The sequence below is a fragment of the Herbaspirillum rhizosphaerae genome (assembly GCF_001189965.1).
Taxonomy (GTDB): domain Bacteria; phylum Pseudomonadota; class Gammaproteobacteria; order Burkholderiales; family Burkholderiaceae_D; genus Herbaspirillum; species Herbaspirillum rhizosphaerae.
In genome coordinates, this window is sequence record NZ_LFLU01000005.1 from 232,631 (window position 1) to 254,779 (window position 22,149).

Below are 22,149 nucleotides of genomic sequence, written 5' to 3' on the forward strand. Positions count from 1 at the left end.
TTCACCATTCAAAACATGACGATCATAAGATAGGAAAAAATTTCGTTTAATATAAAACTGGTTTATCCTCGGGTTCGCTCTCGGGGTAATGTTCAATAAGCGTTTCAAGCGTTTCACTAAGCGTCGCTTCATTTTCATCATCATTGCATCAGCACTTACGCGTCGGGCAGGGGATATCCCGGAACAACCGACGCCGCCGGATGCACGTCAAAATCTATAACTGTCAGGAGGAGCTATGCAGTGGACTCTTCCGTCTTTCGCCCTTGCGCAACCGGTTCAATGGAACGCGTTGCTGCTGTTCGGCAGTTTGTTGCTGTTCGGGCTGATAGCCGGTCATATCGTGTCGAAGTCGCCATGGGTGCCGCGTATCACCGGTTACCTGATCGTCGGTTTCATTCTCGGCGGCGGCGGCCTGAACTGGTTGTCGGGCGATGTGCTGAGCGTCACCAATATTTTTGCCGACATTGCCGTCGCGCTGGTCGTGTATCAGCTCGGGCGTTATGTCGACATCGGCTGGCTCAAGCGCGAGAAGTGGCTGCTGGCCACCGTCGCGACCTCGGCCGTGTTGTGTTTCGTGTTCGTCAGTCTGGCCTTGTCGTGGTTCGGCACTTCGCAGGTGCTGGCCTTGCTGGGCGGCGTGTGGGCGATTGCCACGGCGCCGGCGGTGGTGCTGGTGGTGTTGCGCGATCTGAAGGCCGAAGGCCAGGTCACGCGCCGCCTGGCGACGATGACGGCGCTGAATAATTTCGTCGCGATCCTTGCGGCGTACGCTTTGCTGCCGGTGATTGCGCACGAGTCCGGCACGCCGGTGCTGACGCTGGTCGAGCACACGGCGTATTCGCTGATCGGGTCCTTCGTGCTGGCGTATCTGACCTATTGGCTGATGATGCCGCTGGCGCGTTTGCTGGGACGCCAGGGCAGCCGCCAGTTCGTGCTGGTGATTTCGGTCATCGCGCTGGCCATCGGCGTGGCGCACGCCTTGCATCTGCCGGTGATGCTGACGATGCTGATCTTCGCCATCCTGTCGAAGAACCTGGATCGCCAGTACGACCTGATGGAACTGGAATTCGGCGTCGCCAACGAATTGTTCGTGGTGATGCTGTTCGTGACGGTGGGCGCCTCGATGCGTCTGGCGGACCTGACCATGGTCGGCTGGTCGGTGCTGATCCTGATCGCGGCGCGTTTCGTGGCGATGGGCTGCGGCGTCTTCGTCTTTGCCCGTTTTGCGCGCATGAACTGGAAGCAGGCCGGCTTGCTCACGCTGGGCACCTTGCCGATGACGGAAGCCGGGCTCGGCCTGATGCAGACGATTTCCAGCCTGTATCCGCACACGACCGCCGATGTCGTGCCGCTCTTGGCGGGATGCCTGATCGTGCTCGAATTGTTTGGCCCGGTCGCCACGCAATTCGCCTTAATCAAATCTGGTGAAAGTGGACGCGAATGACAACTACACTTATCCAAGAAGACGCACTGGCGGCGCAGGCTCCCGCCAGTCCGCACCTGACTCAGCACGCTACCAGCAGCGCAGGCATCCTGCCGTTCACGTCATCGACGCCGTTCACCATGGGCATCGAGCTGGAGCTGCAACTGGTCAATCGCCGCAACTACAACCTCGCCAGCGATGCGGTCGATCTGCTGACCTGGATTGCGCCGCGCGAGTTGCAAAAGCAGATCAAGCTGGAGATGACGCAGGGGATGATCGAGCTCAACTCGGGCATCCATACGCGCGTCGACGACCTGATCGAAGAACTCAAGGGCTTGCGCGCGGCATTGAATCGCGGCGCGCAGCATCTCAACATCGATGTCTCCGGCGGCGGCGCGCATCCTTTCCAGCATTGGAACGAGCAGCGCATCACGCCGAGCGAGCGCTTCTTCCATCTGCATGAGAAATATGGCTATCTGGCCAAGACCTTCACCGTGTTCGGCCAGCATATCCACATCGGCGTACCCAACGGCGACGATGCGCTCTACCTGACGCACGCGTTTTCGCGTTTCGTGCCGCATTTCATCGCGCTGTCGGCGGCGTCGCCGTTCTATCAGGGCGCGGACACCAAGTTCGACTCCTCGCGCAGCAACGTGGTGCGCGCCTTCCCGCTGTCGGGTACGGCGCCGGTGCAGACCAAGTGGAGCGAGTTCGAAACCTATTACGACGAGCTGCTGCAGATGGGCATCATCGGCAGCATGAAGGATTTTTACTGGGACATCCGCCCCAAGCCCGAATACGGCACCGTCGAAATCCGCGTGTGCGACACGCCGCTGACCATCGAGCACGCCGCCCATCTGGGCGCCTACGCGCAGCTGTTGGCGCGCTGGATCCTGACCGAGCGGCCGTTCGAGATGCGCGACGATTTCTACCTGCTGTACCAGTACAATCGTTTCGAAGCCAGCCGCTTCGGCCTGAACGGCATGCTGGCCTTACATGGCGACACGCCCGCGACTTCGAGTAAACTGCCGATCTTCGAGCATTTGTTGCTGCAATTGCAGTTGTTGCAGCCGTATGTGCAAAACGAGGTCGAACTGATTACCCTGAAGCGCTTGCGCCACATGGCGCACAACCGGCTCAGCGATGCCGGCTGGTTGCGTCAGGCGTTTACCCAGCGCGGTTCGCTCAACGATATGATGCGCATGTCGTCCGAGCTGTGGATGGATCAGTCTCCGCCTTCTTACTTCCAATAGTCCCGCCTGCTTTCGCCAACGAAAGAGGTTGGCGAAAGCAAACATGACAACACCATTCGATGTAGCAGTAATCGGCGCCGGCGCCGCCGGCATGATGTGCGCGGCCGTGGCCGGGCAGCGCGGCAAGTCGGTCGTGCTGATCGATCATTCCGCCAAGCTGGCCGAGAAGATCCGCATCTCCGGCGGCGGTCGCTGCAATTTCACCAACATCGGCGCGACGCCGCAGAATTTCCTCTCGCAAAATCCCCATTTCTGCAAAAGCGCCTTGTCGCGCTACACGCCTCAGGATTTCCTCGCGCTGGTCAAACGCTACCGCATCGGCTTCCACGAGAAGCACAAGGGCCAGCTGTTCTGCGACGACACGGCGGAAGACATCATCGAGATGCTCAAGGCCGAGTGCGATCTCGGTCACGTCGAATGGCGCATGCCTTGCGGCGTGGCCTCGGTCGGCAAGGAAGGCGACCTGTTCCGCCTGGAAACGGACAGCGGCGAGATCCTGGCGCGCCATGTCGTCATCGCCACCGGCGGCTTGTCGATCCCCAAGATCGGCGCGACCGACTTCGCCTACCGCATCGCCAAGCAATTCGACCTCAAGCTGGTCGAGCCGCGTCCAGGCCTGGTGCCGCTGACCTTCGACGGCGCCGGCTGGCAGCCTTTCGTCGACCTGGCCGGCATCGCGCTGGAAGTCGAGGTTGAAACCGGCGTCAAGAAAGAACGCGGCTATTTCCTGGAAGACTTGTTGTTTACACATCGTGGCCTGTCCGGTCCGGCGATCCTGCAGATTTCCAGCTTCTGGCAGCCGGGCGCATCGCTCACGCTGAATCTGTTGCCGCAGATCGACGTTGCCGAAACCTTTATTGAGGGCAAGACCACGCTCAAAAAGAATCTCGGCAATTTGCTGGCGCAATGGCTGCCGGCGCGGCTGGCGGACGGCTTGCTCAAGGCCAACGGTTTCGACGGCGCAGCGCGCATTGCTGACATGCCTGATAAAGAGCTGCGCAAGCTGGGCGAAGCGCTCAACCGCTGGACCATCAAGCCGACCGGCTCGGAAGGCTACCGCAAGGCAGAAGTCACCATGGGCGGCGTCGATACGCGCGAGCTGTCGCAGCAAAGCATGATGGTCACCAAGGTGCCGGGCCTGCATTTTATCGGCGAGGCGGTGGACGTCACCGGTTGGCTGGGCGGCTATAACTTCCAGTGGGCCTGGGCTTCGGGCGTGGCGGCGGGACAGTCTATTGAATAGGCTGGGGCGTGTATGCCAGGGTGTATGTTTCCGGAACGCATCCCAATTCCTTGATTTATTTGGGTTTTTTGCGTGCTGGTTGGAAAAAAGCCACGCATTAGCTTCCATTTGGTGTCGCGGTCTGCTAAAATCGCGTTCTTTCCGTATCTAACCTAACCTCTTTGGTTTGAATCTACATGACCACTATTCGTCTTAAAGAAAACGAGCCGTTCGAAGTCGCCATGCGCCGCTTCAAGCGCACTATTGAAAAAACCGGCCTGTTGACCGAGTTGCGCGCGCGCGAGTTTTACGAAAAGCCGACAGCAGAACGCAAGCGCAAGCTGGCAGCTGCAGTGAAGCGTCATTACAAGCGCATCCGCAGCCAGCAACTGCCTAAGAAGCTGTACTAAGAAATTCCCGTCGCGCCGCCTCGTTGTAGGGTGCGGCGCGACCACGTTAAACCCGCTCTGGTCCGACCACAGCGGGTTTTCGCATTCGTAGGCCATCGCTAAGCTACTGCGCGAACCGGCATGCGGCCTGCGGTGCTCATCGTACTTGAGTACGATTGAGCTCCTCGATCCACATGTCGGTCCTGCTCGCTACGCTTATCGACGGCCTACGCGGTCTCATATCAATCCCTTGCTACGCACTTCAGCGGCTGGGATGTGAGGCTTGTGCTAGTCTGAATAAATCGCTATCTCTGGAGAATGCAATGGGTCTGAAAGAGCAAATCACCGAAGACATGAAGGCGGCGATGCGCGCCAAAGAGGCGGCCAAGCTGGGTACGATTCGTCTGATCACGGCGGCGATGAAGCAAAAGGAAGTCGATGAGCGCGTTGAGCTCGACGACGCGATGGTGCTGGCGATCATCGACAAGATGGTCAAGCAGCGCAAGGATTCCATCAGCCAGTTCGAAGCCGGCGGTCGCCAGGATCTGGCCGATATCGAAAAGGCCGAGCTGGCCATTCTGACAACCTATATGCCGGCCGGCCTGTCGGAAGACGAAATCAAGGCGGAAGTGCAGGCCGCCGTGGCCGCTACCGGCGCCGCCGGTCCGCAGGACATGGGCAAGGTCATGGGCGTGTTGAAGCCGAAGCTGGCCGGCCGCGCCGACATGACCGCCGTTTCCGCGTTGGTCAAGGCTGCCTTGACCGCTGCCTGAATCTTGTCAGGACGCTAATTCCCTGTGATTCCACAGTCGTTCATTCAGGATTTGCTCAACCGCGTCGATATAGTCGATGTGGTTGGCAAGTATGTGCAGCTCAAAAAGGGCGGCGCCAACTTCATGGGCCTGTGCCCGTTCCATAACGAAAAATCGCCGAGCTTCACGGTCAGTCCGACCAAGCAGTTCTATCACTGCTTCGGCTGCGGCGCGCATGGAACGGCCATCAGTTTCCTGATCGAGTATTCCGGCCTGGGCTTTGTCGAGGCGGTCAAAGATCTCGCGCAGGGCGTGGGCATGACGGTGCCGGACAATGACGACCGCATCCCGCCGCAGCAGCGCGCCGAACAGCAGGCCAAGAGCATGGCCTTGTCGGATGCGATGTCGGCGGCCTGCGACTTTTATCGCCAGCAGCTGCGTGCGGCACCGAATGCGGTCGAGTATCTGAAAGGCCGCGGACTGACCGGCGAAATCGCCGCCAAGTTCGGCCTGGGTTACTCGCCCGACGAATGGGACAGCCTGCGCAAGGTATTTCCGGATTATGAAGTGCCGGCGCTGGTCGAGGCCGGCCTGGTGATCGACAAGAGTGAAGAAGAGGGTTCACAGCGCATGGGGCGCAAGCGCTATGACCGTTTCCGTCATCGCGTCATGTTTCCGATTCGCAATACCAAGGGCCAGGTCATCGGCTTCGGCGGCCGCGTCATGGACGGCGGCGAACCGAAATACTTGAACTCTCCGGAAACGCCGCTATTTCAAAAGGGTAGCGAGTTGTACGGCCTGTTCGAAGCGCGCCAGGCGATCCGCGAAGCGGGTTACGTGCTGGTGACCGAAGGTTATATGGATGTGGTGGCGCTGGCGCAGCTGGGTTTCCCGCAGGCGGTGGCGACCCTAGGTACGGCGTGTACGCCGATCCACGTGCAGAAGTTGTTGCGCCAGACCGACGAAGTGGTGTTCAGCTTCGACGGCGATTCGGCCGGTCGGCGCGCTGCACGACGGGCGCTGGACGCCTGCCTGGTGCATGCCTCGGACAACAAGATCATCAAGTTCCTGTTCTTGCCGACCGAGCACGATCCGGACAGCTATGTGCGCGAAATGGGCGCCGAAGCGTTTGAACAACAGATTAAAGAAGCCATGCCGCTGTCGCAGTTCCTGATCAAGGAAGTGGTCGGCGACAACGACATGACCACACCGGAGGGCCGCGCCCGCGCGCAGTTTGACGCCAAGCCGATGCTGCAGGCACTGCCGCCGTCGTCCTTGCGCCTGCAAATCGTGCGCAGCCTGGCGCAGGTCACGCAGACCTCGCCGGCCGAGATCGAGGCCTTGTTCGAGCTGGCCAAGCCGGTGGTGCAGACCACTGCACGCCGCGCACCGCCGCCCAAGAGCAAGCGCATGGCGCCGGTCGGGCTGGAGCGGCAGATCATTCGCCTGCTGGTGGCGCATCCCGCGCTGGCGGCGGATCTGGACGACGGGGCGATGCAAGCCATCGGCCGCCAGGCGCCTGACCGCGCCGACATGTTGTCGCGGCTGGTCGAGGCCTGCCAGAGCATGGGCGAGCAAGCCAATTTCGCCACGCTGGTCGAGCTGTTGCGCGACGCCGGGCCGGATTTTGAAAGCCTGATTGCCGAAATCGCGGCTGAAACCGAGTCCGAATTCGATGTCGTCAGGCAAGAAATGGCCGGCGCTGTCCGCCAGACCAAGATGCGCGGCGTTGAGGATGAGATGGAACAATTGGCAAGCAGCGGGCTCAGGGACGATGCCGCGCGCAGCCGCTACCGCGAACTGATGCAGCAAAAAGAGCACTTGAAGCGTCTGAGCGGCGCCGAATTCAGTTGAAATGAAGGTCGGGCCTGCACTGCGAAATGCCGGATGTTGTGCAGGATTAGCTTGATCTTGGGGAGAAACACCCTATATATGGTATAATCTAGGGCTTTAGTTCCGCGGCGAAACATACTCCGTGATGCGGAAAAGATTCATTGAACCATCGGTCCATAGGGCGATTTACAGCACATAAGCTATCGCATGGACACAGCAGAAAGCAAGGGACGAAAGATTTAGGAACGTTGCGCGGTCAGTCCGTGTCTACCGAATAATATCGGGAACGGGTTGCATGAAGTACATGGTTTGATTGGCGCGATGAGGTAACTCACTTGGCTTTGATTCTATGGCAAATGCAATGAAGAAAACCGCAAAAACTCCGACACCTTCCGCAAAGAGCACCAAACCGGCCACCAAGCCGGCAAGCAAATCGACCCCTTCGGCATCTGCAGCACGATCGGTCCCAAAGAAAGCAGCTGTTGCCAAGCCCACCGGCAAAGTAGCAGCAACGGCAGTAAAGGCGGTAACGTCGCCAGCGAAAGCTGCACCGGCAGCGGCGGCGAAAAAATCCAGTGCCAAAACTGCTCCCAAAGCGGTTCGCGCTGCAGCGCCAGTGGTAGCCAAACCGGCAGCCAGGGCGACTGCGACGCCAACGAAGAAGAACTTATCTGAAGCCAACGTGAAGACGGCTTCTGTGCAATCGAAAGCTTCTGTGACAACCAAGAAACCTGAACCGAAAACCGCTAAGCCTGCCGTCAAAGCAGCAGCCAAGAGCGAAGCCAAAGACGTCAGCGTCATGATCGCGCCTGGCGTGAGCCAAACGACCGATGCCGCCGTGCTGGCAGCCATTGACACGTCCGGCTACATCTTGCCGTCCGTCAAGGTGCCTGGCCGCCGCGGCCGCAAGCCGAAGGAATTCCAGCCTGAGAACGACGAAATCGCCGCGTTGAACGCGGTCGAGCGTGCTGAACTCAAGGCTGTCGACAAAGCCAAGGCCAAGGACCGCAAGGCCAAGGAAAAGGCCTTGCTGAAAGACGCTTTCTCGTCCGACACAGAAGCGACCGAAGAAGAACTCGAACGCCGCCGTCAAAAGCTCAAGACCCTGATCAAGCAAGGTAAAGAGCGCGGCTACCTGACCTTCTCCGAAATCAACGATCACCTGCCGGAAAACATCGTCGATCCGGAAGCAATCGAAGGCATCATCGGCACGTTCAACGACATGGGCATCTCCGTGTACGAACACGCGCCGGATGCTGAAACATTGCTGCTGTCCGACAACGTCGCCAACGTCGCCAGCGACGACGACGCGGAAGCCGCTGCCGAAGCAGCGTTGTCGACCGTCGACTCCGATTTCGGCCGTACGACCGATCCGGTGCGTATGTACATGCGCGAAATGGGTTCGGTGGAACTGCTGACCCGCGAAGGCGAAATCGAAATCGCCAAGCGTATCGAAGACGGCCTGAAGGACATGATCCAGGCGATCTCGGCTTGCCCGACCACCATCGCTGAAATCCTGGCCGCAGCCGACAAGATCAAGAACGACGAAATCAAGGTCGACGAAATCGTCGACGGCCTCGTCGACATGAGTGAAGGCGAAGTCGTCGTTGCCGCCGCTGCTTCCGATGAGGAAGAAGACGAAGAAGACGAGGACGAAGAAGAAGACGAAGAAGAAGAAGGCGAAAGCAGCGGTTCCGGTGCAGCCGGTTTCTCCGCTGAACAGCTGGAACAGTTGAAGCGCGACGCGCTCGGCAAGTTCGCGACCATTTCGACCCAATTCGACAACATGCGCAAGGCCTTCGAAAAAGAAGGCTACAACTCGAAGCCCTACGTCAAGGCGCAGGAAATCATTTCCAACGAGCTGCTGGGCATCCGCTTCACCGCCAAAGTCGTTGAAAAGCTGTGCGACACCCTGCGTGCGCAAGTTGACCAGGTGCGTCAGATCGAACGTCAGATCCTCGACGTCGCCGTCAACAAGTGCAACATGCCGCGCGCGCATTTCATCAAGGTGTTCCCCGGCAACGAAATCAACCTAGACTGGGTTGATGGCGAAGTCAGCGCCAACCACGACTACAGCACCGTGCTGAGCCGTAACGTGCCTGCCATCAAAGAACTGCAACAAAAGCTGATCGACCTGCAAGCGCGCGTCGTGTTGCCGCTGCCGGACCTGCGCGGCATCAACAAGAAGATGGGCGCCGGCGAGAAGAAGGCGCGCATGGCCAAGCGTGAAATGACCGAGGCCAACCTGCGTCTCGTGATCTCGATCGCCAAGAAGTACACCAACCGCGGCCTGCAATTCCTCGACCTGATCCAGGAAGGCAACATCGGCCTGATGAAGGCAGTGGACAAGTTCGAATACCGTCGCGGCTACAAGTTCTCGACCTATGCGACATGGTGGATTCGCCAGGCCATCACGCGTTCGATCGCCGACCAGGCGCGCACCATCCGTATTCCGGTGCACATGATCGAAACCATCAACAAGATGAACCGCATCTCGCGTCAGATCCTGCAGGAAACCGGTGCAGAACCTGATCCGGCGACGCTGGCCATCAAGATGGAAATGCCGGAAGACAAGATCCGCAAGATCATGAAGATCGCCAAAGAGCCTATCTCCATGGAAACGCCGATCGGCGACGACGACGATTCGCACCTGGGCGACTTCATCGAAGACAACAACACATTGGCCCCGGCCGATGCGGCGTTGCATGCTTCGATGCGCGGCGTGGTCAAGGACATCCTCGACTCCCTGACGCCACGCGAAGCCAAGGTGCTGCGCATGCGTTTCGGTATCGAAATGTCGACCGACCACACGCTGGAAGAAGTCGGCAAGCAATTCGACGTCACCCGCGAGCGTATCCGTCAGATAGAAGCAAAAGCGCTGCGCAAGCTGCGCCATCCGTCGCGCTCCGACAAGCTCAAGAGCTTCCTGGAAGGTAACTAAGTCAGACCGGGATTCACGTCCCGGCCAGACTCAGGCCCCCTAGCTCATGCTTGGTTAGAGCAGCGGACTCATAATCCGTTGGTGCCGTGTTCGACTCACGGGGGGGCCACCAGCAATTCAGAAGGGCTTACGGTAAAACGTAAGCCCTTTTTGTTTTGGTGGTTCTGCGTCAGTTTGAAATAGTGTTTAATGCTGTTTCTGAAGAGCCTGCTATCGCTCCACTGCATGCTTTGCTGTTGCGACATTAGTGCTGTCGACGAACGGGCAACACACCACCAGACGGAAACAATGCCTAAATACCTGAAGATCACGTTGTATTGCGCCGTCGGCTTGAGCTTGCTGGCGGGCTTGTGCTGGCCCGTCACGCGCTTTTTGCGTCTGCCGTCACCCACAGCGTTGGTCGGCCTGGCGCTTGAGTTGCGGCCGTTTTCGCAAAGCTACGTCTATTTCGACAGCGCCCCGCTCGCAGCGAGTACGAATCCGCAAGCGTTGCAAGCACCGTCCCCAGCGCAATCGACCGCACCATCGCCATTCCTGTCCCAGCAAGTGGCCTGGCGCAATGGCGGAACCATCGGCCTCGCACAATTTTTAAGCGAAACCCACACCGATGCCTTGCTGGTCATTCATCGCGGCCAGCTCGTTCAGGAACTCTATCCACTCGGTGCAAACCGGGAAACCATCTTCCCCTCGTATTCCGTCGCCAAGTCCATCCTGTCCGACCTGACCGGCATCGCCGTGCAAGAAGGTAAACTTTCCCTCGCTGATCCGGTGCGCAAATATCTCCCGTACCTTCCGGAGAAATTCGATTCGCTGAAAGTGAGCGACCTGCTCAACATGCATTCCGGCATCCACGTCGATGAGAAATACGACAGCGTGTTTTCGCAGATCGCTTACATGTACATCACCACTGATCTCAAGCGTTTCGTGCGCGGGCTTGGGGCGACGCAGTTCACGCCGGGCGAGGGGTTTGTCTATCGCAGCATCGACTATCTGTTGCTGGGCATGGTGTTGTCGGCGGCGACAGGAGAGCCGTTGACGCGCTATCTGCAGGACAAGCTGTGGCAGCCGATGGGCGCGCAGTTTCCGGCGAGCTGGAGTGTGGATAGCGACGCCGGTGGGGTGGAGAAGAGTTTTTGCTGCATCAATGCGCGCGCCGTCGATTTTGCGCGTTACGGGTTGCTGCATGTGCGCCGCGGGCAGGCGAACGGCAAAGTAGTATTGCCGGAGAGCTGGATGCAGCGGCCGGAGCAGGTCGGTGTCGCGGATGCGGACTTTGCCTACGGCCGCGGCTGGTGGTTGCCGCGCCGCGCCACCAACGGGCAGGATTACACGGCCATCGGTATCCACGGGCAGTATGTCTATATCGATCCGGTCAGCGATACTGTCATCGTCAAGCTGAGCGATCACGGTGCGGAGCAGGACGAGGCGTTGACGGTTGCTGCGTTTCGCAGCATCGTGGCGTTGTTGTCATCGCCGCCATCGACTCCGCACTGAGCCGGACATGCAACGATAGAAACAAAAAGGGCCTGCAACGCAGGCCCTTTTTCCATACGGGATTCTGGCGATAAGTCGCGCTCAATTCCTGGTGCGAATTTCTTTTAATCCGAAATACTTCGCAAAGCAGCCGTTCTCCCATTGCTTGGGATCTTCCTTAATATCGTTGAAGAAGGTGATCGGCTTCTGATCTTGCGTATAAGCCTCTACGACCAGCGTCTGGCCTTTTGCCGAACTGACGAGGTTCAGCCGGGCGGTGATCAGGTCCCGTAACCGGACGCTTTCCTGCATGCCATCCAGCAGCGGTTTCCAGGTCAGATGGGGGGCAAAGACTGAACTTACTATCGTGGCAATGAGTGCACACGCGATCAGGCCTGCCAGGAGCGGCCGGGGTTGGCCTTCGGATCTCGCGCGGCTGCGTTGATACAGCTGGGTCGCAACAAAGAATCCGATCAGGTTCACCAGCAGAAAATCAATCGTTCTGGCTCTCTCCGGCCCCAGCTCATTGAGTGCATACGCTCTGGCAAAAATACTGGCCCACAGCGCGAGGAGAAGAAACAGGCAGAACGCAAAAGCCTGGTTGCGCGTGAAAGAAAAATCCCGGCGGACGCGGCAGAACCACAGCAGGCAACGGAACATCAGAACGCTGACCAGTATCGGCAGCGCGTATTTGGTCACCAGCAGCGTGAACGATACCCAGGCGGCGATCAGTACATTGGTGTTGTGGGGCGTCAGACCGGCCCGCAGGAAGTTGCCGGGAGCGAGGCCGGAAATCAGGGCGCCGACGATTGCCGCAGCCATGATCCATGCAACGGCTCGGTTGTTTTTCGTTGCGAGCGAAACGACGAGCAGGGGAAAGAGCAGGGTGACATGCGCGAGCATGACCGTTTCATTGAAGCTGGCCAGCAGTATGCTTGCCAGGGAAAGCACCAGGGTGCGCTGCCAGCGCAACTGGACCGCGCCGGTAAAGATGCGCCATTCTTCCGCGATCAGTACAAGAAAAAGCGCGCAGGATACCCCGTACGTGGCGCCGCCGGAAAGCCAGAACAGTGATTCCCGCATACGGAATGTCGTCATGAGAATGACAAAGAACAACAACAGCATTGCCTTTGTTTTCAGATCGACGCTGGACAGGAAATGGCGGACGGCGAAAAAATTGAGGACCAGGATCGTCAGCGGGACGAGATAATAATAGTGAAACAGCAGCGTGTCCGCTCCCGCAAATGCGCTGATCAGGAAAGCTGCCGTATACCGGCCTCCCCACGTGAAGTATTCAATCACGACGTTCTGGATAACGCCGCGCTCATGCGCGCCGGCGCCATAGCAGAAATCGTCGACCGCAGGGATCGCCAGAAGCGCATTCCATACAATCCAGCCCAAAAACGCTACGCCCAGCAGGGAGAAGACAATCAGGCAAATTTGCGAAAGCCGTCGGTCGGAGATGTCGAACACGCTGTTTCCGGGTGTTGTGGCGGAGGATATTTTTTCGGTAGTCAAATCGGTATCGCGTTTCTTGTCTATTTGATATGTGAAGCATTTGTCGAACTATCACGCGGGATTGTATTTCCATCGCCACCGGGCAGGCAAGGACGCATTTTCCGCTTATGCGGTGAAAGCCGGAAATTTGCATGGCACAGGGTATCCACAATTCATTAGAATGGCATCTTTCTCCAGCGCGAGTGGGGAGTTTAATGAGAAAAGCATGGTGATCAAAAGAAAATCCGTATCGATCGTGGCGCCGTTCTATAACGAGGGCGAAGGTGTCGTCCTGTTCTGGAATGCGATCCGAGAAATCCTTGATGCCATGCCGGCATATGACTTTGAAGTGATTTGCGTCGACGACGGCAGCAAGGATGATACCTTGCAACAGCTGATATCGATCGCAGCGCAAGATCAACGCTTCCGCGTTGTCGAGCTTTCTCGCAATTTCGGGAAAGAAGCGGCGCTGACCGCCGGGATTGACGCGGCGGTTGGCGATGCCGTGATTCCCATCGATGCGGATTTGCAGGATCCTCCCGAGCTGATTTCTGCAATGATCGCCGAGTGGGAAAAGGGTGCGGAAGTGGTCCTGGCGCGACGGATGGACAGAAGCACAGACACGTATATGAAACGCAAGACGGCGGAATTGTTCTACCGATTCCACAATCGCCTGTCGCACATCAAGATTCCGGAAAATGTCGGCGACTTCCGCCTGATGGATCGTACCGCGGTTGACGTACTTAAACAGCTGCCGGAGCGGCAGCGTTTCATGAAGGGCTTGTTCGCCTGGGTGGGTTTCAAGACGACCACCGTGGATTACAAGCGCAGTGCGCGAGAAGTCGGCACCACGAAGTTCTCGGGCTGGAAGCTGTGGAATTTCGCCCTTGAGGGCATTACGAGTTTCAGTACCGCACCGTTAAAGCTGATGACCTACATCGGCGGCGCCGGGACGCTGATCACCTTGTTTTATGCGCTGTACATCGTTTTCAGGACACTGATTCACGGGGTCGACGTGCCGGGTTATGCCTCGCTGCTGGTTGCCGTGCTGTTCGTCGGAAGTCTGCAGTTGATCGGGATTGGGATCCTTGGCGAATACGTGGGGCGGATTTACATGGAAACAAAGCAGCGTCCGACCTATGTCGTGCGCCGGAATCATGGTGGCGCGAACACGACGGATCGCTCTTAGCCTGCGCCGTCGTCATCGTTCTTGTAGCGATGCCGTGCGTTCAGGCTGTACTTCCGCAATGAAAAGGGCTTACGGTGCGCCGTAAGCCCTTTTTCGAAGAACGACTGCAAAAGGCTGCAAACAACAGCTAGGCCGCCAGCGCCCCGTGCGGATCAATCACAAACTTCTTCGGCGCACCCGCATCGAACTCACCGTAGCCGCCCGGCGCCTGATCCAGCGAGATCACTTGCACGCCGACGATGTCGGCGATGTGCAGGCGGTCCCACAGGATGGCTTGCATGAGCTGGCGGTTGTATTTCATCACCGGAGTCTGGCCGGTATGCAGGCTGTGCGACTTGGCCCATCCCAGCCCCAGGCGGATGCTGAGGCTGCCGTGCTTGGCGGCGCTGTCGACCGCGCCCGGATCGTCGGTGACGTAGAGGCCGGGAATGCCGATGCGGCCGGCGGCGCGGGTGATTTCCATGAGCGAATTCAGCACGGTGGCCGGCGCTTCCACCTGTGAACCGCTGTGACCGTGGCCGCGCGCTTCGAAGCCGACGCAGTCGATGGCGCAGTCGACCTCCGAGTCGCCGAGGATAGCGGCGATCTGGTCGGCCAGCGTCGCATCCTGCGACAGATCGACGGTTTCAAAGCCGACGCTGCGTGCATGTTGCAGGCGGGTCGCGTTGACGTCGCCGACGATCACCACCGCTGCTCCCAGCAGTCGCGCCGATGCTGCTGCCGCCAGACCGACCGGGCCGGCGCCGGCGACATATACCGTGGAGCCCGGGCCGACGCCCGCCGTCACAGCGCCGTGGAAACCGGTCGGCAAGATATCGGACAGGCAGGTCAGGTCGGTGATCTTTTCCATCGCCTTGTCCTTGTCGGGAAAGCGCAGCAGGTTGAAGTCGGCGTACGGCACCATGACGTATTCCGCCTGTCCGCCGATCCAGCCGCCCATGTCGACGTAGCCGTAGGCGCCGCCTGCGCGTGCCGGGTTGACGCTGAGGCAGACGCCGGTGTGCTGCTCCTTGCAGGTGCGGCAGCGGCCGCAGGCGACGTTGAAGGGCACCGAGACCAGATCGCCCTTTTTGAGCGTTTCGACGTCCTTGCCGACTTCGATCACTTCGCCGGTGATCTCGTGCCCCAGCACCAATCCCGACGGCGCGGTCGTGCGGCCGCGCACCATGTGCTGGTCCGAGCCGCAGATGTTGGTCGTCACGACCTTGAGGATGACGCCATGTTCGATCTTCCGGCCTTGCGGATTGTCGAACTTGGGAAACGGAATCGACTGCACTTCGACGCGCCCGTGCGCGACGTACACCACACCACGATTTTCTGCCATGAATCATCTCCTTTGTTATGGGTAAATCCCTGTTGCAATCTGATTAATCCATGATCTGAAATCGGATGATGCAGATCAGGCAGTCTTCTTCGAGACCTTGATATCGGTCGCCGTTGCAGAGACTGCGGCAATACGGTCGGCAACCTCGCGCCAGCTCTTTTCCTGTTTGTCGACGATGCCCGCCAGCACCTGGTCGGCCAGCCAATCCTGGCGCTCGGCGATGGCCGACGACAACCAGGGCGTCAGGCCTGCATCGCCGACGGTGTGGGCGACTTCGCGCATTTCAGCGGCGCGGCGCCGGCCGTGCTGCACCACGCGCGAGACGAGGTAATCGGCCTGGTGCTGCCAGTCGATACCGGGAAACGTCTCCGCCAGCGAGGCCAGCACTTCTTGTTCCACTCCATAGTGGCGCGCGGTGAACATGCTCTCGACGGTGAGCGCTTCCAGGCCCTTGATCATCACGCTGCGGCACATCTTGATGGCCGAGGCTAAGCCGATGTCGGGTGATGCGTGCGTCATCTTCATGCCGGAGGTCGCCATCAGCGCCATGAATTCCGCTGCATGCGGGCCGCCCAGCATCATCGGCACGGCAATGCCGTAGGGCGGGATCGACGCCATCACCGCGGCTTCCACATAGAGGGCGCGGCGGCGCGTGAGCAGCGCGAAGCTCTCTTGCTTGAGCGCCGGCGAGACGGAATTGATATCGAGGAAAAATTGTCCCGGGCGTATCGACGCCGCCGTCTGCACGGCGACCTCGCGCGCAGCGCTTGCCGTCACCGCAGAGATGATGACGTCGGCGTCGGCGATGGCGGACACGGAATCTGCGCATAACCTCACGCCGGCGGCAGAGGCTGCCTCGTGCATGGTTTGCGCGGCGACGGCATCGTGCAGCAAGATGTCGTAAGCCGATACGGTGCAGCGTCCCGTCGCCGATAAACCTTGCGCAAGGATCTTGCCGGCCTCGCCGTAACCGATGAGGCAGACAGAAATCAGGGCAGGGGTGGACACGGCCACAGTCATGAGAGTTTCCGCGAGAAAAAGAGAAGCCCGGCAACCGGGCGGTCGTCCGATTCTGTGGGAATTCGCTTCGGCGGACCAGCCGAATTCGCCCGCATAGCCATCTAATTTTCTTATTGGAGTGGAAGAATTGATGTCGATTGCATAAGCTGTGGCGTGACCTCGCGCGTAGTCGCAATGCGAGCTTGTCAAAACCGCGCATATCCTTCATCCTACAAAAAAAGATACCGAAAATTATTCTTCCGCAACGCCAGGAGCCGCTCTCTTTCTATGACTTCCACCGTAAGCCTGCGACATCTGCGCGCCTTCATCACCGTGGCCGAACTGGGCAGCGTCACGCGCGCCGCCGATGCGCTGTATCGCGCGCAATCGGCGATTACGCGTTCGGTACACGAGCTTGAAACGGTTATCGGCGAGTCGCTGTTCGAACGCAAGTCCAGCGGCATGCTGCTGACGGTGTTCGGCAACACGCTGCTGTTCCGTGCACGCAGAGCGGCGCAGGAGTTCGAGCTGGCGCGCGATGAAATCTATAGCAAGATCAAGACGCCGGCCGGCGCGATGAAGACCTCCATCCTGTCGATGCTGTTCAACGAGCGTCGTCTGCAGATCTTCGTCAAGCTGGCCGAATCGCATCACATGCCCACGGTCGCCAACGCGCTCGGCATCACGCAACCGGCGGTCAGCGCTTCCATCTCGGACCTGGAAACCAGCCTCGGCGCCACCTTGTTCCAGCGCACGCCCAAGGGCATGCTGCTGACCGAAGCCGGCGCCTTGCTGCTGTTTCGCGCCAAGCGCGCGCTGGCCGAACTGCGGCATGCCGAGGCCGACATCTCGGCGCTCAAGGGCACCACGCAAGGCCGCGTGGTGGTCGGCGCCTTGCCGCTGAGCCGCACCACCATCCTCCCGCGCGCGATCGCCAGCGTGATCGCAGCGCATCCGCAATTGCGCATCACCACCATTGAGGGGCCGTTCGACAGCCTGGCGGCGCGCCTGCGCGCGGGCGACATCGACTTCATTCTGGGCGCGCTGCGCCCGCCGGAATATGCCAACGACTTGCACGGCGAGCCGCTGCTGGAGGACAAGATGTCGGTGATCGTGCGACGCGGCCATCCGCTGACGCAAAAATCCAAGGTGACGCTCGACGACCTGATGCGCGCGCAGTGGATCTTGTCGGGCAAGGGCACGCCGGCGCGGACGCTGTTTGAATTGTCGATGAGCCGCAAGGACACGCCGGCCCCGACCGAGGTTGTGGAAACCAGCGACCTCGCCATCTTGCGCGGCTTGCTGTTGCATAGCGATATGGTCACCGCGATTTCGGCCCAGCAGCTGGAATATGAGATTCACTCCAATGCGCTGCAGGTGCTGGATTTCGACCTGCCGCGCACTTCGCGCACCATCGGCATCACGCAGCGCGAAGAAAGCCATCCGTCGCCGGGTGCGGTGGTGCTGATGGATGCGATCCGCGAAGTGACGGCGCAGATGGAGCGGCGCGCCGCCAACAGCGGTCATTGGTGACGCAGCGTTGCCGGTGCAATGACCGCTTGATAAATTGAATTGTTGTCTGCTCAGGCGGCCCAGCGCAGCAATGCCTGCGTGACGGCGTCTGCTTCTTCCATGGTCGACATGTGGCCGCAGGCGGGGATCTCGGTCAGCACGCTGCCCTTCACCAGCGCCGCCATGCGGGCATGCCGTTCCGGCGGACTCCAGGCGTCTTCGGCGCCGCACAGGATCAGGGTCGGACAGGCGATTGCCGACAACACCGGCGTCGCATCCGGACGGCCCAGTAGCGCGCGCGTTTGCGCTGCGTAAATCTCGGGCGACATGCGTCCCACCATCTCCAGAATACTGTTCACCAAAGGGGCGTTGTTGCGATTGCCGGGCGCCAGCATCGGCATGGCCCAAGTCTCGGCAATGGCGTTGATGCCGTCGGCGCGCGCGCGATCGACCAGCACTGCACGGCGCACATCTTCGCCCGGCGTCGCGGCTTCATAGCCAGTGTCCAGCAACGCCAGCCGTTGCACGCGCTGCGCCGCCTGGCGATACACCTCCAGCGCAACACGGCCGCCCATCGAATGTCCCGCCAGCCAGAACTGTTCAGGCGCATCCTGCAGCACACGGCTCGCCATGCCGGCAATCGAGTCATCCTGCTGAAAACTCACGACGCGCACATCGGCATCGTGTTTTTCGCGCAGCGCCTTGGCCTGCGCTTCCCAGACGACGTCGTCGCACAACAAACCGCACAGCAGATAAATCGTTTTCATGTCGCTTCCGAAAGGGTGAAAAACGAGATGCAATGTATCCAAACGACTTGCCTGTGTCCAGCCGGGCATTCCGGCTCAATCAGTCAGTTTGACATGCTGCAGCAATGCCGATATAGCGTTTTCATTCTGTTGAATCATCTTAATTTGTTGATTTTAAAGGGTTTAAATTTATCGTTGCAAGCGGAGAGCTTGCCGTCGATCAGCAACTTTCAAAAAATCAATAAGTAAATTAGATGGGGAGGGAAGGCTAAATGTATAACGCCGGCATGCGCTGAACCCGATAATGCACCCATAACAACGGCAGCAAGCCGACAACAACATTCCCTACAACAGGAGACCACCGATGTTGCACCGATTCATGAAGTTCGCCTTGCCGCTCGCCGGCGCCGCCGTATTTGCGACCACTCCCGCCGCGCATGCCGATGAAATCCGCATCGGCGTGATCGCCGCTTTCAGCGGTCCGTACAGCAACTGGGGCAAACAGATCCAGGACGCCACCGAGCTGTTCCTCGCGCAAAACAACGGCCGCGCCGGCGAGCACACGATCAAGATCATCTATCGCGACGTCGGCGGCAACAATCCTGCGCGCGCCCGCCAGCTGGCTGAAGAGCTGGTCGTGCGCGACAAGGTGCAATACATCAGCGGCCTCGAATTCACGCCGACCGCGCTGGCCGTGGCCGACGTCGCCACGCAAGCCAAGGTGCCTATCGTCATCATCAATGCCGGCACCTCCGGCATCCTGAGCAAGTCGCCTTACCTGCTGCGTGCGGGCTACACGCAATGGATGGTGGCGACGCCATTGGCGAAGTGGACCGCAGAGCAGGGCGGCAAGCGCGTGGCGCTGGCAGTGGCCGATTACGCGCCGGGCGCCGATGCGCTGACCTCGTTCAAGAAATCCTTCACCGAAGAAAAAGGCCAGGTCGTGGCCGAGCTGAAGATGCCGCTCAACACCTCCGACTTTTCGACCTACATGCAAAAGATCAAGGAAGCCAATCCCGATTACGTCTACATGTTCACGCCGGTCGGTCCGATGGCGGTGGCGTTCATCAAGGCCTTCGTCGAGCGCGGCCTGGACAAGTCCGGCATCAAGCTGCTGGCGACTGCTGAAACCGAAGAGAGCGAGCTGCCTTCCTACGGCGACGCGGCGGTCGGCATCGTGACCGCGCTGCATTATTCGCCGGCCGGCACCTCGCCGGTCAACGTGGCGTTCGTCAACGCCTTCCGCAAGAAATACGGCGCCGACAAGACGCCGAACGTGGCGTCGATCGCCGCCTACGATTCGATGAAGATGATCTATGAAATGATCCGCGCCACCGGCGGCAAGCAGGACGGCGACAAGGCCATGGCGGCGATCAAGGGCTACGCGTGGGAAAGCCCGCGCGGCCCGGTCAGCATCGATCCGCAGACACGCGAAATGACGCAGAACATCTACATCCGCCGCATCGAGAAGGTCGACGGCGTCTACGTCAACAAGCCGTTCAAGACTTATCCGGCAATCAAGGATCCAGGCGTGAAGGTGCAGTAGTCGTCACGCACACCATGTTCATTGCGGCGACGGCCACGCTCGCCGCTTATCGTTTAGAGGAGTTCTCCATGCTTCAGAAAGCTGCAGCCGCCAAGCCGAAGATGGCCAATCACACCACGCCGCTGATCAGGGATTGCTGGTACGTCGCCGCCCTGTCGCGTGAAGTCACGCGCGAGCTGCTGGAGCGCACCCTGCTCGGCAAGACCGTGCTGATGTATCGCAAGGTCGACGGAGCGCCCGTCATCATGCAAAACCGTTGCGCTCATCGTTCCTTCCCCCTGTCGAAGGGCAGTCTTGACGGCGATCAGGTGGTGTGCGGCTATCACGGCATGGCCTATAACCCGGAAGGCCAGTGCGTGCACATGCCCTCGCTGGCCAATCCGCCGACGCACGCGCGCATCGCGTCTTATCCGGTGCAAGAGAAGGGGCCGCTGATCTGGGTCTGGATGGGCGACGCCGCCAAGGCCGATCCGGCGCTGATCCCCGATACCTCGTGGCTGGATGCGCCGGAGTGGACCACCGTCACCGGCTACTTCCACATGAAATCCAACTACGTCGCCATGCACGAAAACCTGCTGGACCAGACCCACTTCCCGATCCTGCATGCGGACACGGTCGGCACGCCCGAGTATTCGCGCTCCAGCCTGGAGATCCATAACGAAGGCGATGTCGTGCGCATCCGCCGCGAGCTGAAAAACTCGCCGCCGCCGCCGATCTACGGCATTCCGATGAAGCTGACGGGCCGTCCGGTGGATCGTTTCTCCGACAGCCGTTTCGTTTCCCCGGCGGGGCACATCGCGTTTGCGCGCATTGCCAATCTGGAACCGCGCGAAGGCGAGCACACCGACTATCGCGTGAATATTACGCACTTGTTCACGCCGGAGTTTCAGGGCACGATCCACTACTGGTGGTTCAACAGCCGCGATTTCGCGCTGGACGATGCAAGCGCCAGCGAGTACCTGGCATCCGCTTCGGTCAAGGCCTACATGGAAGACGTCGACGCCCTGACCTGGATCCAGGAAGAAGTCGAGAAGGGCGACGGCCCGCCGGATGAACTCAGTTTTGGCCCCGACCGTCCCGGCCTGGCCATGCGCAAGACGCTGCTGCGCCTTGCTGAAGCAGAGACGGTGCAGGCGGAAAATCCGCCCAGCGTTGCCGTGAAAATGTATTGATTTATTGAATGAGTTGAAAGCGTATTGAGGAAAACATGGCAAGAATCGTAGGAGGAATCGGCACGTCTCATGTGCCCACCATCGGCCTGGCGTACGACAAGGGACGGCAGAACGACCCGGCCTGGGCGCCGCTGTTCAAGGGCTATGAGCCGGTCGCGCAATGGTTGCGCGAGCAGGCGCCGGATGTGTTGGTCATGTTCTACAACGACCACGCCAACAGCTTCTTCTTCGACTGTTATCCGACCTTTGCGCTGGGCGTTTCGCCGAGTTTTGAAATGGCCGACGAAGGCGCCGGCAAGCGTCCCCTGCCGGACATCAACGGTCATCCGGAACTGGCGGCGCATCTGGCGGAATGCCTGGTCAACGACGAATTCGATATGACGCTGTTCCAGGATCGCGCGCTCGATCACGGCTGCAACTCGCCGCTGTCGCTGATGTGGCCGCACGAGCCGGCGTGGCCGGGCGCCATCGTGCCGATAGAAATCAACGTGCTGCAATATCCGCTGCCGACCGCTGCCCGTTGCTACAAGCTCGGCCAGGCGGTGCGCCGCGCCATCGAATCCTTCCCGGAAGACCTCAAGGTCGCAGTGGTCGGTACCGGCGGCCTGTCGCACCAGATCCACGGCGAGCGCACCGGCTTCAACAATCCGGAATGGGACGACGAATTCCTGCGCCGCATCGTCGACGATCCGCACAGCCTGACCAAACTCAAGCACGCCGACTTCGTGCGCCTGGGCGGCGCCGAGAGCGTCGAGGTCATCATGTGGCTGGCCATGCGCGGCGCGCTCGACGACAAGATCAAATGCATCCACCAGAACGTCTATCTGGCGACCACGACCGCGATGGCCGTGGCGATTTACGAACAAGCCTGAAGAGAA

18 protein-coding genes and 1 tRNA gene are annotated in these 22,149 nt (G+C 59.7%); 14 read left to right on the top strand and 5 right to left on the bottom strand.

Going from position 1 to position 22,149, the window contains the following annotated elements; genetic code table 11:
• Nucleotides 1–235: 235 nt before the first annotated feature.
• From AKL25_RS10020 to dnaG, 6 genes are all read left to right on the top strand, one after another.
• Nucleotides 236–1,444, top strand: a complete 1,209-nt coding sequence (locus AKL25_RS10020) for a cation:proton antiporter (protein WP_050477495.1) — start codon at nucleotides 236–238, stop codon at nucleotides 1,442–1,444.
• The gene (locus AKL25_RS10025) at nucleotides 1,441–2,676 is read left to right on the top strand and encodes a YbdK family carboxylate-amine ligase (RefSeq protein WP_157050564.1); all 1,236 of its coding nucleotides are present in this window, start codon (nucleotides 1,441–1,443) and stop codon (nucleotides 2,674–2,676) included. The genes AKL25_RS10020 and AKL25_RS10025 overlap by 4 nt, the downstream gene beginning before the upstream one ends.
• Before the next feature lie 43 nt (nucleotides 2,677–2,719).
• Entirely contained in the window at nucleotides 2,720–3,919 is a 1,200-nt protein-coding gene (locus AKL25_RS10030) for a BaiN/RdsA family NAD(P)/FAD-dependent oxidoreductase (protein ID WP_050477496.1), read from the top strand.
• Between the two features lie 176 nt (nucleotides 3,920–4,095).
• Entirely contained in the window at nucleotides 4,096–4,308 is a 213-nt protein-coding gene (gene rpsU, locus AKL25_RS10035) for a 30S ribosomal protein S21 (RefSeq protein ID WP_005665410.1), read from the top strand.
• 302 nt (nucleotides 4,309–4,610) lie between these two features.
• On the top strand, nucleotides 4,611–5,060 hold the full coding sequence (locus tag AKL25_RS10040; RefSeq protein ID WP_050477497.1) for a GatB/YqeY domain-containing protein: 450 nt from the start codon (nucleotides 4,611–4,613) through the stop codon (nucleotides 5,058–5,060).
• 24 nt (nucleotides 5,061–5,084) lie between these two features.
• Nucleotides 5,085–6,893 (top strand): DNA primase, encoded by a 1,809-nt coding sequence (gene dnaG, locus AKL25_RS10045; RefSeq protein ID WP_050477498.1) that lies wholly within the window; start codon nucleotides 5,085–5,087, stop codon nucleotides 6,891–6,893.
• Between the two features lie 246 nt (nucleotides 6,894–7,139).
• On the opposite strand, the gene AKL25_RS24630 is transcribed toward dnaG, so the two are convergent.
• Entirely contained in the window at nucleotides 7,140–7,673 is a 534-nt protein-coding gene (locus tag AKL25_RS24630; RefSeq protein ID WP_240475707.1) for a hypothetical protein, read from the bottom strand.
• Here AKL25_RS24630 and rpoD point away from each other — a divergent pair.
• The 3 genes from rpoD to AKL25_RS10060 all read left to right on the top strand — a co-directional run bounded on the left by rpoD (nucleotide 7,588) and on the right by AKL25_RS10060 (nucleotide 11,307).
• Complete coding sequence (rpoD, locus tag AKL25_RS10050; protein ID WP_240475697.1) at nucleotides 7,588–9,813, top strand: RNA polymerase sigma factor RpoD; 2,226 nt, start codon at nucleotides 7,588–7,590, stop codon at nucleotides 9,811–9,813. The genes AKL25_RS24630 and rpoD overlap by 86 nt on opposite strands.
• A 33-nt stretch (nucleotides 9,814–9,846) precedes the next feature.
• Nucleotides 9,847–9,925, top strand: a tRNA-Ile gene (locus tag AKL25_RS10055).
• 77 nt (nucleotides 9,926–10,002) lie between these two features.
• Nucleotides 10,003–11,307, top strand: coding sequence for a serine hydrolase domain-containing protein (locus AKL25_RS10060; protein ID WP_083444632.1), 1,305 nt, complete (start codon nucleotides 10,003–10,005; stop codon nucleotides 11,305–11,307).
• 81 nt (nucleotides 11,308–11,388) lie between these two features.
• On the opposite strand, the gene AKL25_RS10065 is transcribed toward AKL25_RS10060, so the two are convergent.
• A complete protein-coding gene (locus AKL25_RS10065; RefSeq protein WP_050477501.1) occupies nucleotides 11,389–12,759 on the bottom strand; it encodes a DUF6056 family protein in 1,371 nt (456 codons plus the stop codon).
• Nucleotides 12,760–13,009: 250 nt separating this feature from the next.
• On the opposite strand from AKL25_RS10065, the gene AKL25_RS10070 reads away from it, so the two are divergent.
• Nucleotides 13,010–13,972, top strand: a complete 963-nt coding sequence (locus AKL25_RS10070) for a glycosyltransferase family 2 protein (protein WP_050477502.1) — start codon at nucleotides 13,010–13,012, stop codon at nucleotides 13,970–13,972.
• Nucleotides 13,973–14,099: 127 nt separating this feature from the next.
• Here AKL25_RS10070 and fdhA read toward each other — a convergent pair whose 3' ends face one another.
• Both fdhA and AKL25_RS10080 read right to left on the bottom strand, forming a co-directional pair.
• Nucleotides 14,100–15,296 carry a formaldehyde dehydrogenase, glutathione-independent gene (gene fdhA / locus AKL25_RS10075; protein WP_050477503.1) on the bottom strand — a complete coding sequence of 399 codons (1,197 nt, stop codon included), beginning with the start codon at nucleotides 15,294–15,296 and terminating at the stop codon, nucleotides 14,100–14,102.
• Between the two features lie 75 nt (nucleotides 15,297–15,371).
• Nucleotides 15,372–16,304, bottom strand: a complete 933-nt coding sequence (locus AKL25_RS10080) for an NAD(P)-dependent oxidoreductase (RefSeq protein ID WP_240475698.1) — start codon at nucleotides 16,302–16,304, stop codon at nucleotides 15,372–15,374.
• A gap of 279 nt (nucleotides 16,305–16,583) precedes the next feature.
• Here AKL25_RS10080 and AKL25_RS10085 point away from each other — a divergent pair, with 279 nt between their 5' ends.
• Nucleotides 16,584–17,828 carry a LysR family transcriptional regulator gene (locus AKL25_RS10085; RefSeq protein ID WP_050477505.1) on the top strand — a complete coding sequence of 415 codons (1,245 nt, stop codon included), beginning with the start codon at nucleotides 16,584–16,586 and terminating at the stop codon, nucleotides 17,826–17,828.
• A 50-nt stretch (nucleotides 17,829–17,878) separates the two neighbouring features.
• Here AKL25_RS10085 and AKL25_RS10090 read toward each other — a convergent pair whose 3' ends face one another.
• The gene (locus AKL25_RS10090; RefSeq protein ID WP_050477506.1) at nucleotides 17,879–18,574 is read right to left on the bottom strand and encodes an alpha/beta fold hydrolase; all 696 of its coding nucleotides are present in this window, start codon (nucleotides 18,572–18,574) and stop codon (nucleotides 17,879–17,881) included.
• Nucleotides 18,575–18,917: 343 nt separating this feature from the next.
• On the opposite strand from AKL25_RS10090, the gene AKL25_RS10095 reads away from it, so the two are divergent.
• The 3 genes from AKL25_RS10095 (at nucleotide 18,918) to AKL25_RS10105 (ending at nucleotide 22,143) form a co-directional block, all read left to right on the top strand.
• Complete coding sequence (locus tag AKL25_RS10095) at nucleotides 18,918–20,099, top strand: ABC transporter substrate-binding protein (protein WP_050477507.1); 1,182 nt, start codon at nucleotides 18,918–18,920, stop codon at nucleotides 20,097–20,099.
• A gap of 68 nt (nucleotides 20,100–20,167) precedes the next feature.
• Complete coding sequence (locus AKL25_RS10100) at nucleotides 20,168–21,271, top strand: aromatic ring-hydroxylating oxygenase subunit alpha (RefSeq protein ID WP_050477570.1); 1,104 nt, start codon at nucleotides 20,168–20,170, stop codon at nucleotides 21,269–21,271.
• Nucleotides 21,272–21,306: 35 nt separating this feature from the next.
• Nucleotides 21,307–22,143, top strand: coding sequence for a gallate dioxygenase (locus AKL25_RS10105; RefSeq protein WP_050477508.1), 837 nt, complete (start codon nucleotides 21,307–21,309; stop codon nucleotides 22,141–22,143).
• Nucleotides 22,144–22,149: the final 6 nt, after the last annotated feature.

Bases quoted from the DNA above. Each gene is read 5' to 3' on its own strand.
- AKL25_RS10020 (WP_050477495.1), top strand. From the start codon at position 236: ATGCAGTGGACTCTTCCGTCTTTCGCCCTTGCGCAACCGGTTCAATGG.
- AKL25_RS10025 (WP_157050564.1), top strand. From the start codon at position 1,441: ATGACAACTACACTTATCCAAGAAGACGCACTGGCGGCGCAGGCTCCC.
- AKL25_RS10030 (WP_050477496.1), top strand. From the start codon at position 2,720: ATGACAACACCATTCGATGTAGCAGTAATCGGCGCCGGCGCCGCCGGC.
- rpsU (WP_005665410.1), top strand. From the start codon at position 4,096: ATGACCACTATTCGTCTTAAAGAAAACGAGCCGTTCGAAGTCGCCATG.
- AKL25_RS10040 (WP_050477497.1), top strand. From the start codon at position 4,611: ATGGGTCTGAAAGAGCAAATCACCGAAGACATGAAGGCGGCGATGCGC.
- AKL25_RS24630 (WP_240475707.1), bottom strand. From the start codon at position 7,673: ATGACGCTGACGTCTTTGGCTTCGCTCTTGGCTGCTGCTTTGACGGCA.
- AKL25_RS10060 (WP_083444632.1), top strand. From the start codon at position 10,003: ATGCTGTTTCTGAAGAGCCTGCTATCGCTCCACTGCATGCTTTGCTGT.
- AKL25_RS10070 (WP_050477502.1), top strand. From the start codon at position 13,010: ATGGTGATCAAAAGAAAATCCGTATCGATCGTGGCGCCGTTCTATAAC.
- fdhA (WP_050477503.1), bottom strand. From the start codon at position 15,296: ATGGCAGAAAATCGTGGTGTGGTGTACGTCGCGCACGGGCGCGTCGAA.
- AKL25_RS10085 (WP_050477505.1), top strand. From the start codon at position 16,584: ATGACTTCCACCGTAAGCCTGCGACATCTGCGCGCCTTCATCACCGTG.
- AKL25_RS10090 (WP_050477506.1), bottom strand. From the start codon at position 18,574: ATGAAAACGATTTATCTGCTGTGCGGTTTGTTGTGCGACGACGTCGTC.
- AKL25_RS10095 (WP_050477507.1), top strand. From the start codon at position 18,918: ATGTTGCACCGATTCATGAAGTTCGCCTTGCCGCTCGCCGGCGCCGCC.
- AKL25_RS10100 (WP_050477570.1), top strand. From the start codon at position 20,168: ATGCTTCAGAAAGCTGCAGCCGCCAAGCCGAAGATGGCCAATCACACC.
- AKL25_RS10105 (WP_050477508.1), top strand. From the start codon at position 21,307: ATGGCAAGAATCGTAGGAGGAATCGGCACGTCTCATGTGCCCACCATC.